Source organism: Shewanella mesophila (assembly GCF_019457515.1).
Lineage (GTDB): Bacteria > Pseudomonadota > Gammaproteobacteria > Enterobacterales > Shewanellaceae > Shewanella > Shewanella mesophila.
In genome coordinates, this window is the sequence record NZ_CP080421.1 from 3,945,135 (window position 1) to 3,960,289 (window position 15,155).

17 protein-coding genes are annotated in these 15,155 nt (G+C 44.7%); 5 read left to right on the plus strand and 12 right to left on the minus strand.

The features are described 5' to 3' along the window. Window positions 1-2: 2 nt before the first annotated feature. The 5 genes from K0I73_RS17355 to K0I73_RS17375 form a co-directional block, all read right to left on the minus strand. Entirely contained in the window at window positions 3-1,628 is a 1,626-nt protein-coding gene (locus tag K0I73_RS17355) for an efflux RND transporter periplasmic adaptor subunit (protein WP_220062274.1), read from the minus strand. A 23-nt stretch (window positions 1,629-1,651) separates the two neighbouring features. Next, window positions 1,652-2,059 carry a heavy metal-binding domain-containing protein gene (locus K0I73_RS17360; protein WP_258405227.1) on the minus strand — a complete coding sequence of 136 codons (408 nt, stop codon included), beginning with the start codon at window positions 2,057-2,059 and terminating at the stop codon, window positions 1,652-1,654. A gap of 279 nt (window positions 2,060-2,338) precedes the next feature. Beyond that, window positions 2,339-2,749 carry a hypothetical protein gene (locus tag K0I73_RS17365; RefSeq protein ID WP_220062275.1) on the minus strand — a complete coding sequence of 137 codons (411 nt, stop codon included), beginning with the start codon at window positions 2,747-2,749 and terminating at the stop codon, window positions 2,339-2,341. 138 nt (window positions 2,750-2,887) lie between these two features. Then, window positions 2,888-3,325: a DUF2057 family protein gene (locus K0I73_RS17370; RefSeq protein WP_220062276.1), complete on the minus strand. Its 438-nt coding sequence runs from the start codon at window positions 3,323-3,325 to the stop codon at window positions 2,888-2,890. A gap of 129 nt (window positions 3,326-3,454) precedes the next feature. Next, entirely contained in the window at window positions 3,455-3,928 is a 474-nt protein-coding gene (locus K0I73_RS17375; protein WP_220062277.1) for a hypothetical protein, read from the minus strand. Window positions 3,929-4,324: 396 nt separating this feature from the next. Between K0I73_RS17375 and K0I73_RS17380 the strand changes: the two genes are divergently transcribed. Beyond that, the gene (locus K0I73_RS17380) at window positions 4,325-4,888 is read left to right on the plus strand and encodes a NapC/NirT family cytochrome c (protein ID WP_220062278.1); all 564 of its coding nucleotides are present in this window, start codon (window positions 4,325-4,327) and stop codon (window positions 4,886-4,888) included. Between the two features lie 118 nt (window positions 4,889-5,006). Here K0I73_RS17380 and K0I73_RS17385 read toward each other — a convergent pair whose 3' ends face one another. From K0I73_RS17385 to K0I73_RS17405, 5 genes are read right to left on the minus strand one after another with little or no spacing between them, the layout of a single operon-like run. Continuing rightward, window positions 5,007-5,456, minus strand: coding sequence for a thioesterase domain-containing protein (locus K0I73_RS17385; protein WP_220062279.1), 450 nt, complete (start codon window positions 5,454-5,456; stop codon window positions 5,007-5,009). Window positions 5,457-5,458: 2 nt separating this feature from the next. Beyond that, on the minus strand, window positions 5,459-5,896 hold the full coding sequence (gene dtd / locus K0I73_RS17390) for a D-aminoacyl-tRNA deacylase (RefSeq protein ID WP_220062280.1): 438 nt from the start codon (window positions 5,894-5,896) through the stop codon (window positions 5,459-5,461). Between the two features lie 19 nt (window positions 5,897-5,915). Further along, a complete protein-coding gene (locus tag K0I73_RS17395) occupies window positions 5,916-6,503 on the minus strand; it encodes a YbjN domain-containing protein (RefSeq protein ID WP_220062281.1) in 588 nt (195 codons plus the stop codon). A 28-nt stretch (window positions 6,504-6,531) separates the two neighbouring features. Next, window positions 6,532-7,491 (minus strand): alpha/beta fold hydrolase, encoded by a 960-nt coding sequence (locus K0I73_RS17400; RefSeq protein WP_220062282.1) that lies wholly within the window; start codon window positions 7,489-7,491, stop codon window positions 6,532-6,534. Continuing rightward, window positions 7,488-8,381 carry a virulence factor BrkB family protein gene (locus tag K0I73_RS17405; protein WP_434086727.1) on the minus strand — a complete coding sequence of 298 codons (894 nt, stop codon included), beginning with the start codon at window positions 8,379-8,381 and terminating at the stop codon, window positions 7,488-7,490. Before K0I73_RS17405 ends, K0I73_RS17400 begins: the two co-directional genes overlap by 4 nt. A 125-nt stretch (window positions 8,382-8,506) precedes the next feature. Between K0I73_RS17405 and K0I73_RS17410 the strand changes: the two genes are divergently transcribed. The 4 genes from K0I73_RS17410 (at window position 8,507) to K0I73_RS17425 (ending at window position 12,099) form a co-directional block, all read left to right on the plus strand. Further along, entirely contained in the window at window positions 8,507-8,728 is a 222-nt protein-coding gene (locus K0I73_RS17410) for a hypothetical protein (protein WP_220062284.1), read from the plus strand. A 23-nt stretch (window positions 8,729-8,751) separates the two neighbouring features. Then, window positions 8,752-9,402 carry a DUF2959 domain-containing protein gene (locus K0I73_RS17415; RefSeq protein ID WP_220062285.1) on the plus strand — a complete coding sequence of 217 codons (651 nt, stop codon included), beginning with the start codon at window positions 8,752-8,754 and terminating at the stop codon, window positions 9,400-9,402. A gap of 250 nt (window positions 9,403-9,652) precedes the next feature. After that, window positions 9,653-10,867, plus strand: coding sequence for a 4Fe-4S binding protein (locus K0I73_RS17420; protein ID WP_220062286.1), 1,215 nt, complete (start codon window positions 9,653-9,655; stop codon window positions 10,865-10,867). Between the two features lie 101 nt (window positions 10,868-10,968). Then, window positions 10,969-12,099, plus strand: coding sequence for an iron-containing alcohol dehydrogenase (locus K0I73_RS17425; RefSeq protein ID WP_220062287.1), 1,131 nt, complete (start codon window positions 10,969-10,971; stop codon window positions 12,097-12,099). 377 nt (window positions 12,100-12,476) lie between these two features. Here K0I73_RS17425 and K0I73_RS17430 read toward each other — a convergent pair whose 3' ends face one another. Beyond that, window positions 12,477-14,231, minus strand: coding sequence for a flavocytochrome c (locus K0I73_RS17430; RefSeq protein ID WP_220062288.1), 1,755 nt, complete (start codon window positions 14,229-14,231; stop codon window positions 12,477-12,479). Between the two features lie 29 nt (window positions 14,232-14,260). Next, complete coding sequence (locus K0I73_RS17435) at window positions 14,261-15,007, minus strand: outer membrane protein OmpK (RefSeq protein WP_220062289.1); 747 nt, start codon at window positions 15,005-15,007, stop codon at window positions 14,261-14,263. Window positions 15,008-15,155 lie beyond the last annotated feature (148 nt).

Below are 15,155 nucleotides of genomic sequence, written 5' to 3' on the forward strand. Positions count from 1 at the left end.
TCCTAGTGTCGATGGCCGCTGCTAAGACGCATGAGACTGCCTTTCAGGCTAGCCTCTGAGTCCAGTAGGAATTGGCCCGAAATCACTACCTGCTCACCTTCACTAATACCACTCAGAATCTCGGCTTTGCCTTGGGACATCATGCCAACTGTCACTTGCCTCGCCACAAAACTGCTATCGACTTGCTTAACGATCACCCGATTGTCTTTACCCGTCTGGATCAGGGCTTCTTGCGGGATCACTAAAACATCTTTATTGGGTCCACCAAAAATATCTATCTTAGCTAAGGTATTAGGGCGTAATACGACATCGGGATTCTGCACCACGATGCGCACTCTTAAGCTACGAGTAATAGGATCGAGCTCAGGGTAGATGTAATCTATCACCCCTTCGATTCCCTGAAGTCCCATTGCAGGAACAGATACCTCTGTTTGCTGACCAATAGCCAGCCAACTCTGTTCATTCTCAAACACATCGGCTATCACCCAGACTTTAGAGAGGTCGACTAGAGACAGCACTTCTGTCGCTGGCTGAATATACATACCATCCCGTACAGAAAGCTCTTTAACGATACCGTTACTCAGGGCGTAAAAAGGCACTCGGTATTGGGTCTTTTCTGTTTTGGCTAACTTAGCGACTTGCTCCTTGTTCATACCTAAGAGCTCTAGACGTAAGCCCGCTCTGCGCACTAAATCTTGATAACTTTTACTGTTACCTGAACTCTTTAAACTCCCCAAAGCCAACAGGTAATCATCTTGGGCATTGATAAGATCTGGCGAATAGATCTCATACAACATCTGCCCCTTAGTGATCTTGTCACCTACAGATTTAATGGCCAGCTTCTCTATCCAACCATTTACACGCGCATGAACATGATTGATTTCACTCTCGTCATACCCTATTTGCCCCACAGTACTAACAAACTTCCACAGGGTATCTTTTTCGGCTTTGGCGACCTTTAACGCTAACGCCTGTTGCATGCTGCCTGAGACATCGATCTCTATCTGCTGTTGGCTACCACCAACTTCCACCTTTTCGAGGTTCATGCCGCAAATAGGACAAGTTCCAGGCACATCACTGACGATATGAGCATGCATAGGACATACATATTTAATCGAGGGTTCTGAATTTAGCGGCGCTGGCTTTGCCTCATCGAGAATAGAGAGCTCAGTTTCGGCAGAGTTTCCTTGCATTTTTGCCTGTGGCAGATCACTTTCATTAGCGTGATTAGCCCCATGCTCCTCCTCTTCCTCCTCAACTAAGAACATATTGCACTTAGGGCAACGACTACCCGCTTCGTGACTGGTTTCTTCGGGATGCATTGGACAAACATAAGTTTTTTGCGCAGCAACGACAGTATCCATGGTTTTTGACGATTCAGCCTCTTGCTCAACCAAGAACATGTTGCACTTAGGACAGCGATTACCCGCTTCATGGCTGGTTTCTTCAGGATGCATTGGGCAGACATAGGTTTTCTGGCCTGCCCCATGTTGATGCTCAGCATGCTCTAGAGGATTAGCTGCAACAGCTTCAAGCTGGCTATACGCCAGATGAGGGGTGGCCACCAGAAACAGGCTTAGTAAATAAGCGACTTTATTACTTTTATTCTTCATATTTAAACGATTCATAATGCCTCACTTCCACTCATTTACTAATGATGTTGATGCTGAGCATCATCTTCAGCAGCCTTGTCTGTCTTCTCGCGCTTTACTTTTTTCTCAAGGTTCATACCACACTTAGGACATGTATCGCCTTTTTTTCCTGTCACCTCAGGATGCATAGGGCAATCATAAGCCGCATTCATATGTTGAGCCTGCTGATGCTTAGGGCAGTTATCGCAACGCTTAGCATCATGATGTCCATTCATAGCACCAACTTGCTCTAGGTTCATGCCACATTTAGGGCAAGTATCGCCTTTCTCACCTTTTACTTCAGGATGCATTGGGCAATGATAGTTTTGTCCGTGATGTTCATGTTGAGCATGATTTTCGGCAAATACCATAGGTACAGAAATAGTAAAAATAAATGCTGTCAGCACCAGGCTGATAAGTGTTTTCATTGATTAACTCCATCAAAATAACCGCCCAATTGCTGCCTTGAATGACCCCACAGAGCCTAAGCAAGTGTTAAACAATCAATGGCTAATATAAAGTGATTATCGTTATGAACCTTAGCTATCTTTCCCGGGAACAATATCAAGGATGTTACGGCATTACGCGCTCATAATTGATATCGAAATCACGACAATAGAAATCGGCTAAAACTGATAATTATATAAATTTTAATTAAATATACCGCTTGCTGATCTGACGAACAGATAACAGATTAAGACACTGTTTTAGGCAATCGGAGGCCGCAGGGCAGAACCTAACGAGATGGAGTGGAAATGAGGCATTTGAATGGCCAAAATAGACTCTGAGCCGTTAAAACCTGGCCAAGGCTTAACAGTAAATAGCGTTCCAATCACAGAGATCACCAAGCAGTGATTACAATCTCCCTTGCAATATCCATTGCCTTCGCAACAATGCTGAGTCGCGGGAAGCACATTTTCCTCACCATCGCAGCAATGGGATTTCATCTCAACTTGGCTTTCATGACAATCATCGCTATTTGTCAGCTGCATCATCATTGGCATCTCATCCGCTTGTGCATATGACACCATAGAAAAACCATTAGATAGCATTACCTGGCCCAGCATAGCGAGCAAAGTAAAAGCAACTAATGTATGGTGACGCAGCATTTTACGCATGACACTTCCTAATAATAACGCAGCCTAAGTCTAACATGATAAAACTAGACAACATTGACTGAATTCACAATTTACTGACATTCGACCAGAAACTAGGCTCCAAAGATCAATAATTTGAATTCTGACAGCCCTATTTAACTAATTATCCAGCCAAATTTTTGCCATCAACTGCTGATGATTCATTAGCATGACCGCTTGAACCTGTCCATTATCAGACAGCAGCTTAAGCTTAGGCTGCTTTAAAAATGATTCGGCTTGCTGCTTGCTGTTTATTTGAGGTAGTTCAATACGATAAGTATCTTCGTCGCTAAGAGTCACCGTAAAGTAGAGCGGCGAAGATTTTACCCATGCCCCAGAATCATCGGCGTTGTCAGCAAAAAGATCACGATAAGTGACTTCAATAAGCTGTTTTCCCGCATCTAACTTAAGGGATTGCGTATGTCTGCCATTTACAACTCCTGATGCTTGCACTTCAAGTTCTGGCGGAATGATTAAGGTTGCTGCATTGACAACCGCGCTGGTTAATATGCTTAGGATAAATAGCGATACAGCTGAAACCTTGTTTAATTTTTTCATGACTAACTCCAATAATTATTACTGCGACTTAGCTCAAGCACGGCAGTGCTTACAGCTAAAAATCACCAGCCTAAATAGGCATAAACAGATTAAGGTTTATTGATAAATATTACTGATGAATAACTATCACTAACTTATTGGAGGAGGAGAGAGAGGTGCCAATTCGGCAGTTTGCACAGACCACATATATCCAGCGATCGCAGCACTTTGATCAATTAAAGGCATTAATGGTATCAACTGATGCAAGGCGGCTAAAGTCGAACCACCATGAGAGATACAATGACCGTTACCCACGATGTCACATAGGGATTGGCAATCAAGTCCAGCAAGTAGCTTGGTACCACCATGACTCATAGTGCAGGGCGATGAGCCATGAGACATCATTTTACCTTTCGCCATTACAGCTGTAGTCGTGTCCCGCGATGAATAATTAATTGTAGCCAAACTCATGATCACAGGTTCTGGCTTTACCAATAGTTCATTCATATTTTGCTGGCTATGAAGTAGAGACAATAGTGCACTTGGCATACCCATAGCTGGGGTCAGAATAAACTGCCCAGTGAGGATAATAATAAGTATCACCTTGGTCAAAATACACTTCATAGAGATTATTAATCACCAGAACTTAATTAACTACCAAAGTAGACCGATGTAAAAGGATAAAGGTTCCATCAACACACATGTTTATTTTCCCCTTGCGCTAATCCCTTAGTTTAATGATCGCTGCATTAACTCAACACTTTATAATCTAAGAACAAAATGTCACTTCTTTGTAAAAAAAAGATCAAACTTGTCATATTACAATCTATGCAGTAACTTTAGTAGATGCGCATATATGTTGAGCATAATGAGATAATCTTGCTTATGTAAAATAGAGTTAGAGCTAGCTCTCATTTTGCGGTTTTAAAGCCAGATCCGTAGCCATGTTCTGGTTATACTCTCAACTACAGAGATGAAGTAATTACAATCAAATAAAAATTATATTTTGGAGATAGAGTGATGAACTGGCGTGCACTATTCAAACCAAGCGCAAAATACTCAATTCTTGCCCTAATTGTGGTAGGTATTGTAGTCGGCGTTGTGGGCTATTTCGCTACACAACAAACCTTACACGCAACAAGTACAGATGCGTTCTGTATGTCTTGCCATAGCAACCATTCATTGAAAGATGAAGTATTAACATCTGCACACGGCGGTGGACGCGCAGGTGTTACTGTTCAGTGTCAAGATTGTCACCTTCCTCACGGTCCAGTTGATTATCTGATCAAGAAGATCATTGTGTCTAAAGATCTATATGGTTTCTTAACTATCGATGGTTTCAACACTCAAGAGTGGTTAGACGAAAACCGTAAAGAGCAAGCCGACCTTGCACTTAAATATTTCCGTTCAACTGACAGTGCAAACTGTCAACACTGCCACACTCGCATCTACGAAAATCAGCCTGAAACGATGAAGAAGATGGCGAAGAGAATGCACGAGAACAACTTCAAAAAAGATGCTGACAAGCGCAAGACTTGTGTCGACTGTCACAAAGGTGTCGCACACCCTTATCCTAAAGGATAAAAATTAACGCCAGACTGTACTCTCGCGCTAAAAAATAAAAGCCTCGCAATGCGAGGCTTTTTTGTTTCACTAACGCCAAAAACACGCTGAGTAGATCACTTTCTTATACTGATTGGTATTACAGACTAGGTAAACTCACATAGGTTCCTTCAAACTCGGCGCAGCGCTTACCCTCACAATAAAGCTCAACGGATAGGTTTACCTTAACTCGACGACCAGCAGATAAAGCAGAAAGATCATCTCCCGGCCAAGTCACCTTCGCGGTAGGAGAAGTGGTTATCGGAGCAAGATAGCGAATATGGGCATTAGCCAATACGATATCCCCTTTGACACCGGTTAATTGCTGATTAAGCCAAACGGCTCCCCACCCGGTGAGCGTCATTAAGGTATAGATACTGCCAGCAAACATAGTGTGATGCAGATTAATATTGGGCGCTAAAGGTGCGCTCACTGAAAACACATGTTGTAAATAAGACTCTGGACAGATCTGCATAAACTCACTGACAGGGATAGTTTGATGCCAAGTATTGCCCAGTTGTTCAAGCAGAATAGAGATTTTACTCGTCATCACTATACCTGCAGATTAAACGTCACGGGGCCATCGTTAATTAAGCTAACTTGCATGTCCGCAGCAAATTCACCAGTTTCAACATGCACACCTTTGTTCTGACAGAAATCCACGAATGCCCGATATAGGGTATCAGCTTGCTCGGGCGTTCCCGCGCCAGAAAAACTGGGACGCAGGCCTCTCCCCGTATCGGCAGCTAAAGTAAACTGCGACACGACCAGTAGGCTGCCTCCCACCTGCTGTAAATTCAAATTCATCTTGCCATTTTCATCACTAAATACGCGATAATTCATTACCTTAGTCGCCAGTTTTTCCATCTTAAGCAGATCATCTTCACGCTCAACACCCAATAACACTAACAAGCCATGATCTATGGCACCGATGGTTTTCCCTTCTACATCGACCTTAGCTTGTTTAACTCGCTGGATTAACGCAATCACGACAATTTATCTCCTCGGCTTAATTTGTTTGAGAAATAGGCATTACAGGTAAGGGTTTAATGAATTCGTAGGCATTTGCAGGTATAGCTTTACCCACTGCTTCAAGGGCGTCATCGGTCCAAATAAGGAAGCGACGTAACTCCTCAAGCTCTAAGGTATCGACAAAGGTTGCCGCGCCTTGTACTTGAATTACTTTGCCATTTTCACGCAAAGTAAACTTGGCGAAATTAAGTTTGTCATTCAACGTGAGCAACATCGCCATTAAATCTTGAGACCCCTGAAGCTTAGGACTAACGCTGTAATAGCGACTCGCTAGAATACGATCTATGCCGTTAGGGTTTAAACTCGGTTGCAATACAAACTGGTGGTTACCTAACTGAACTCCAACGCTAGTCGGCGCAATTTTTTTAACCATATAGTTCTTATTCATCAAAGAAACGAGTAAGGCATCTGTTGCGAGTTCATTACTCATACCGTTGAAATAGACGCGCTCAGGAGCCAGCTTTGCCTCATGAGTCTTGTTCGCAGGTATCCTATCTTGTGAGCTCTCTGTTGCCGCGCAACCAGCGAGTATCAGCATCATGCTAGTGATGATCAATTTGTTCATTTATTCAATTCCTTTAAGGTAAGATCGGTTAGCGAGTCGGAGGTTGTAGGCTCTTGGTGTACCGTGCCATCTGCTGCACCGCATCCGCTACTGCGTTACACATCCTATCATCCGTCAGAGTATGATACCCCCCCTTAACTAGACGAGAGCTTAATCGCTGTGGGCCAAATTGTGCTAAAAATTCATCGACTAACTTCTGTGGGCATACCCAATCTAACTCGCCCTGTAAGATAACGGTGGGAGACTGTACATTGACAGCCACTTTTTTCATTAGAGGATAAGCCCCGAAATAACGATGCTTGGCGTAGTGCAGTTCAAGCCTTGCCAGCACCCGCCTCTCATCGGTATAGGTCTCGCTAAAATGTAGTCCAGGCGCCGCTAACTCCAATTCCCAAGCTAACCAGCGGCTAATATATTGATCTCTCACTATGCTTTCTTGATGACTAAAGCCCTGATCAAAATCTTTAAAAAGTAACTCAAGCTCGCCGATCCCTTGAGGGTTAAATTGTCGATATTGGGGAGAAAATATCTGACCTGCGCCACTTCGGCCATATAACCACTCAACACCCTCATTTGAGGGAATAAACATGCCCCAATAAACTTGAGTTAAGACTCTCTCTGGATAAATACAGCTATACAAATAACCTAAGGTAGCCCCAAATGAGCCACCAAGTAGACACCATCGGTCGACCTCGGCCCAGCGCCTCACTTTTTCTACATCTTTTAATAAGCTAAGCAGGTCATTATTGTCCAAAGCACCACAGGGCTTAGAACGGCCTGCCGCGCGCTGATCTAACATGTAGATATGAAAACCGTCATCGATAAATAATTTTAACTCTTCACCACTGCATCCTGCGCCAGGACCACCATGAAGATAGAGCACAGGGATCCCCTCTGGATCGCCATACTGAGCTAAAAAAAGTTGGTGGCCTTCACCCACATCGACCCAATCTCGGCGGATCAGTGGATGAGCACCTTGCGACTTCAAGGCTTTGGCTCTTCGATATTATCTGCTCGTTGAGTATCAGCCTCTGTTGCTGATTCTTGCTCAACCGCATCAATCGACAGCAAGCGCTTATCTAAATATTCGGGCATAGCAGCGGTGATCTCCGCGCCAATGAGCACAATAATCCATGACAGATAGACCCAAACAAACAAGATGGGGATGGTCGCTAACGCGCCATAAATCGCTTCATATGATGGAAACTCGGTCAGATAGAGCGCAAAACCTTTCTTGCCCAATTCAAACAATATTGCCGCAGCAATCGCACCCAACAACGCGTGAAAAAACTTCACCTTTGTATTAGGCACAACCATATAGATGAGTAAGAATGTGGCGACCGAGAAAAACATCGGCAGGCGCTCCACCAATAAGGGCACCACACCACTTAAATCGGCCCCATTAAATACCTTTAGAGATACTATATAAGAGCTCGCCACAATACTCGCGCCCATTAACACAGGGCCTAAGGTCAATACCATCCAGTACATAGAGAAGGAAACGACCATTGAGCGCTTCTCCGTGGTTCGCCAGATCCCATTTAACGACTTGTCGATATTAGAGATAAGTAAAATAGCCACGACCACTAGCGCACCGATACCAACAGCCGTCCCTTTAGAGGCATTGGCAACGAATTCATTGATATACACTTGCACGCTATCACCGGCCGAGGGGATGAAATTCTCATAGATAAAGGCCTCAATATGACCGCGGATCCCTTTAAAAACCGGGAATGCAGATAGCATAGACATAGTCACCGCGACCATAGGAACCAAGGACAATAGGGTCACATAGGCCAAATGTCCCGCGCGCATATTAATCTGATCTTCCGCCACACGCTGTTTTAGATGTATCATAAACTCCCAGATACCCAGCATAATTGAGCGAAGTAGGCTCCCATCTATTCTATTTATCACGGTATTCTCTTGATTCAAGTGGTGTTAACTGCGTAAGCTAGATTACAAGTTTAAAGATGCTAGATACAAGTGTAAGGAACAAATAGATGTCACAACAAGGCTCTGCAGGCAATGTTATTGCCGCAATAGCAAGTTTTTTCTTCCCAGGTCTGGGACAATTAGTACAGGGACGCATCTTAGCCGCCTTGTTATTTTGCGTTATCACCATCGTCGGTTACGCCATGTGGTGGCTGATTATTCCCGCCATCATAGGTGGTATAGCGCATCTATGGAGTATCATCGACGCGGCAAAATTTAAGGCCGACTAACCCCATTAAAGGATAACTTCAGGATGAAAAACCTATTATCAGCTTTTGTCATCACCTCAGCGCTACTGCTCACAGGCTGCCAAAGTGCTTACTATGGTGCTATGGAGAAAGTGGGCTACCATAAGCGCGACATCATGGTCGACCGCGTTACTGCCGCAAAAGAATCTCAAGAAGAGGCACAACAACAGTTTAGTTCAGCGCTGGAAGAGATGCAGGCGCTATTAAACCATGATGGCGGCGATCTTGAAAAAGCCTACAACAAGGCCAAAGATGAGTATGAATCCTCTCAAGAAGCCGCCGATGAGGTAACTAATCGTATCGATAAGGTAGAAGATGTCGCCGAGGCGCTATTTGATGAGTGGCAAGCCGAAATCGGTGAGATTAGTAAAGCCAGCCTACGTCGTAACAGCGAGACCAAGCTACGAGAGACTAAACGCTCATACGGGCAGTTAGTCAAAACCATGCGCCGCGCCGAAAGTAAAATGCCACCTATTCTGACAGCAATGAAAGACAACATGCTCTATCTCAAGCATAACCTTAACGCCCAGGCGATAGGCGCCATCAAGGGCGAGTTTGCCAGCCTGCAAACCGATATATCCAGCCTGATAAAAGAGATGAATAAGTCGATTGCCGAATCAAGCAAATTTATCGAATCTATGGAAGGCAGCAACTAGCGATCTTTCATAGTGATTTTCTGTTATATAAAGCCCTGACCTTATGTTGGGGCTTTTTATTTTCTATCGCTAAGTAGTGCTGCGACACAAACTAGCAACAAGGCGACACAGATCATCAAAATTTGTATCAAGAAGCATTATTTCGCGAGTCACAGCACATTATTTTGATAGCAAAAGAACTTACATCATTCAATAGTCTCTCATAGATACAAGCGGTTACCTTACTCTCTCAATAACTGGTTCTAGCACTATGAGTATTATCGAATCAATCACCTTAACCTTGGCTTTGGTTTATAGCATTAGCTTACTTTACTGGAGCGGCAAAAAGTGGGGCGCTGTCGCAGCGGGCGGCTTACTTGTTGGCTCACTAATCACCACACTCTATTGGCCGTTATGGTTAGCACTGGTTGTCGCGGTTATTTGTCTTGGAGTCGCGAATCGATACCAAAACGAACTCATCAAAGGTGAGGTGCGTTCCAACACGTTGCGGGATGTTATTCAACACTTGTTAGCTCTGTCGATGTTGCTTGTCGGAATTCAATTTGCCGCTAATGCCGCCATGCTCAAGCTAGGAATAACGCCTTGGCTAATGCGCCCCGATGTCGGCGATGCTTTCTTGCCCATCGCTGGCGGCATTGAGATAAAAGCGATTCTAACCTTGGGGATTTGGGACCAAAACCATCCTGCTGCGGCTGTGATGCTCACTGCTGTATTGCTCACTGGTCTCTTGTGTAAACGTGCATTCTGCGGCTGGGCTTGCCCTTTAGGGCTCGCGGGTGAATATCTTTACAAACTGAGAAAACGCTTTATCAAACGTGAGCTTTTACCGCCAATCTGGCTCGATTGGCCACTGCGCATGTTGAAATATCTACTCCTCGGAGGATTATTTTATATCATCTTTACCATGCCAACCGCGTCCATCCCCCACTACCTTAACGGCAATTACCATAAGATAGCCGACCTAAAAATGGCGCTGTTTTTTATTACTCCAGGCCTAGTTACCCTTATGGGCTTTGGCATTATTTTAGGGCTGGCTGCGTGGCGTCGCCAAGGTTTTTGCCGCTACATCTGCCCTTACGGCGCGCTATTAGGACTACTTAGTTTTTTAAGCCCCTTTAAAATTCGCAGGAGTACCCAGCACTGCCTGATTGAATCGAAAGGGATGAACTGCGACAAGTGTACTCGCGCCTGCCCTGCAGGTATCAGTGTCCATACTCAAGCCCATATTCGCTCCGATGAATGCCAAGCCTGTATGCGGTGTGTTTCAGCCTGTCCTAAACAGCAAGCTTTACACTTCAGTACGCGCAATGGCATCAAATTATCGGCACGAGGGCTGACCATCATGTTGCTACTGCTACTTTTCATAGTGCCGCTTATCGCCTATGTAAGTGGTTTTTGGGTGAGCCAGACACCCACCGAGATCAGAATGTATTTAATTCAACACTTAGGCTCGATAGGCCATTGATAATGTTTGCTAACACTCAGATTTAGCCACAGAGAACTGCTACACTTTCTCGTTTAACAGAATCTCTCGGCAACTGAGTGTTAGTTTGACAAGGAATAACGATGCATCCATTTACCCATTTGGGCAACGCAAAATTGATTTTTGGTAACGGCGAGATTAATAAATTAGCCGACCTAGTAAAGCCCTATAAATCGGTACAGTTCATCACAGGTAAGCATTTTGTAGAAACTGAAAGCTGGGCGGAAATTCAAACTAAGTTACGCCAGGCGAATGTCCATTTTAACCACAACATTGTTAGCGGTGAACCGACACCCCAAATTGTCGATAGCTTAACGGAAATAGCTCGTCTCCAAGAGGTTGAGGTCGTTGTGGCCATTGGTGGCGGCAGCGTACTCGATGCAGGCAAAGCCGTTGCTGCAATGCTTTGTCATCAAGGTTCGGTGCTCGATTATCTAGAAGGCATTGGAACTAAAACGCCTGAAGCCAATACCTTGCCGCTGATTGCCGTACCAACAACAGCAGGAACGGGAAGCGAAGCGACTAAAAATGCGGTGATCGGGCAACGGGGCGAAAAACCGTTCAAAAAATCGCTAAGACACGATGCTTTCGTACCTCGCCTAGCCATTCTCGATCCTCAGTTGGCAGTAGGAACCCCCAAATTGGTCACTCTCGCCTGCAGTATGGACTCTTTCTGCCAACTGTTAGAGTCTTTGGTTTCAACCAAGGCAACTCCACTCACACATGCCTTGGCATTACAGGGGATCAGCTTATTTTCTCAAGGGAGCCAGTTGTTCACCGACACACTTTATGGCACGCCAACAGAGCTAGAACTAAGAGGCAAACTTGCACTAGCCGCTTATCTCTCAGGCCTTAGCTTAGCTAATGGAGGACTGGGAACCGTTCATGGTATTGCGGGGCCTCTTGGCGCGGTTTGCAACATTCCCCATGGCGCTGCCTGCGGAATCTTACTCGGTCCTGTATTTAGGCGTTTACTGGAAAAATCTTCGATTAAACAGTTTACGCTTGCCCGTCAGACTCTATTCGGTGAAACCATAGATGATTTAGAAGCGATCGATCTATTTGAGCAGTGGGCGAAGCCACTGGGCAAATTATCAGATTATGGCCTTCGCAAATCTGATATAGATGCGGTAGTTGCTCACGCAGACAACAAGAACTCCCCAGTTTCACTTGATGAAAATGAGATGAAACAGCTATTACTCGAGCTACTCTGATCCTAATTTACTAAAGAGATGCTTTCTGATTAACCTCACTGATAGAGAGATCTCTAATATTGGTATATGGCGGCCAATTAACTCAACTTGATTACAGCAATTAACGCAGCACCTGATAGTACAGCGACCAGAGCTAATAGCGATACAATGGTTCGCAGTATTTCTTTAAATGTCATTTAAATCATCATGTAAGCCGCTTTAACCTGTCACGTGCAGCGAATTTACACCGTATAAAAGTGACATTAGACGTTGATAATTACGGGTGGGACCGAGATTAAAAAATCAGCGCCGAATCAATGCGCCGCCAAATCATTCATGATTGAGGATTAAAAATGCCGACCAGCAAGCTGGTCGGCATGGTATTGCTGCATTAACGCTTATTGCGCGGCAGCTTCTTGACCTGCGATACGTCCAAATACGGTAATATCGGTAATGGCGTTACCACCAAGACGGTTCGAGCCGTGCGTCATACCAGTTACTTCACCGGCAGCAAACAGTCCTGCAATCGGCTTACCTTGGGTGTCTAACACTCGGGTATGAGTATCTGTCATCAAACCACCCATAGTATGGTGCACAGAAGGCTTGGCTACTAGCATATAGAAAGGTGGCTTCATGATCGTTTTCAGGCCACCACGATGATTAAATTCTTTATCATCACCTGCTTTAGCAAACTGATTCACACGGTCAACTTGTGCCATAAGCGCTTTTTTATCGACGCCGAATTTGTCGGCTAACTCTTCGATTGAGTCAGCTTTAAACATCATGCCTTTACGGTTCAGCTCAGCGAATTCATCTTTATGTACGCTAACCACATCGGCAACTTCTTCGATCTCTGCGCCCCACAGTACATAAGCCTGCTGATTAGTTTGCGCTAAGATCGCACGGCTGATAACGTCACGACGCTCTAACTCTTCAACAAAACGATGGCCCTGTTTATTGACAACGATCGCACCGAAGAAACGAGAATCGGCAATTAAAGAGATCACCCCAGTATCGATATGACAGATAGGATAAGTCTGAATCGACTCCATATTGTGGGTTTTAGCATTTAACTTTTCGGCCATAACAATGCCATCGCCCATGATCCCACGTGCGTTGGTGGTGCCATAACGACTATCTAGCTCAGGCACATATTTGGTACGCATCGCCACGTTAGCACCGAAACCACCGGTTGCCATGATCACACCACGCTTGGCGTTGTAGGTTATCTTCTGGCCATTTTTCTCGGCTTCTACACCGATCACGCGTCCGCTTTGATCTTTAATCAAAGCTGTTGCAGTCGTGCGGGTATGAATAGGGATCTGAAGCTCATCGGTTTTAGCCATAAACTTGCTGATCCACTCGGCGCCGGTATGGTTACGTGGGATCAAAGCACGCTTAACGCTGTGGCCACCGAATTGAAATAACTGATCTGGGTAAAAGTCGACCTTAATATAGTCTCTTAACCACTCGGCAGCAGGCAACGCTTGTTCGGCTAAGAGCTGCACCATTTCAGGGTCGCCAAGGTAATCGCCCCCTTTAAGCGTATCTTGTACAAATAACTCGATACTGTCTTCAATACCCATCTTTTTTTGCACCCAGTTGCCTGGCACATTCATCTGGCCCCCCGTGATTAAGCTGTTACCGCCTACCGTTGGCATTTTTTCGATAATAACCACATTAGCACCAGCATTTTTGGCGGTGATTGCCGCACTGAAACCTGCACCTCCTGAGCCAATCACTACCACATCAAAATTCTGCTCACTGGACAGCTGCTCATCTGCTTGGGTATTACCCTTAGCCATACCCGAAACCAAGGTCACGCCAGCAGCAGCAAGAGAGCCTTCAACCGCCTCTTTAAAAGCATTACTCGTGATTGTGGCACCACTGATACCATCTACCTGAGTGCTGTTGCTAGCAAGCATGGCATCTTTCATTTCGGTAAATACCGAGGCGGCTAAGACTTTGTTTTCATTTTGCTTAATGACACTAATATCCACCAACTGACCACCTTTAGTAGCAGTTTGGACCTGGATCTCTCCGTGCTTACCAAAAGCAGCACCTTCACTTTTCACTATAGGTTGACTCTCTTGTGTTGAGCATCCCATGGCCAGAGCTACAATTGCACTCGCGATAATCGTTCTTTTAATCATTCTTTATTCCTTTTTAAGTCAAACCGATACTAGAAAGTAAAACCAAGGGCAACGCCATATTCGATACCGTCATTTGGCACTGAGCCCCAGCTGTCGAAATGAGTAAGATGCAATTTGGTGTAGAAAGAATCGGTAACGCTGGTTTTTAACGTTGTGATGATCTGATGACCATAACTGTCATAACCCAGTGTGCTCATATGCTCGTCATCACGATCGATTTGGCCTTCATAATTGACAGACAATGAATGTTTTAGTCCCGCAAAAGCAAAAGGGTAACGTGCGTTTATCACGGCGGCGTAACCACTTATGCCATCGAAACTGGCCCCAGTTGGATCAAAGTGTGCCGCAGAATAGTTCACCCCTAAGCCCGCGTTAATGAGCAAATCGCCATATTTACGATTAGTCGTGACCCCCAAATAGAAGTTGTCTTCCATTACGGTACGATTGCTGACTAAGAAGTTTTGGACCCAAAAGTTGTACTGACTTTCAGCGATCTGCTTATCAAGCACCAGTAATGACTTCACTGTCAGCTTACCGTCTTTGCCCTGTTGAGCATCTTCGATTTCGCCTGGGTTTTCTAACTTCACATAGGCCAGTAAAGTGCCCCAATCCGCCTTGTTGAAATGAGTTAACTTCACAAAAGGCTGATCGTATGCGCCACCATTATCGGATTTAGTATCAGAGGTGTACGCCTTATAGCCCAAATCGACTGATGTAGCCGACATGGCTGGCGCCACGACAAACGCAGCCAAAGCTATGACAAGTTGCTTTTTCATTTAAACATCCCTTAATTTTAAAATTCCTCGACATGATAAATAAATAAGCAAAATTCTTTGTGAGCTAGCTCGTGTAATAATTTTGAATAGTAAAAAGTGTGTGGATTAGAGAAGTAAAAGCACCAATTAAAAACAGCAAAAAAATAAA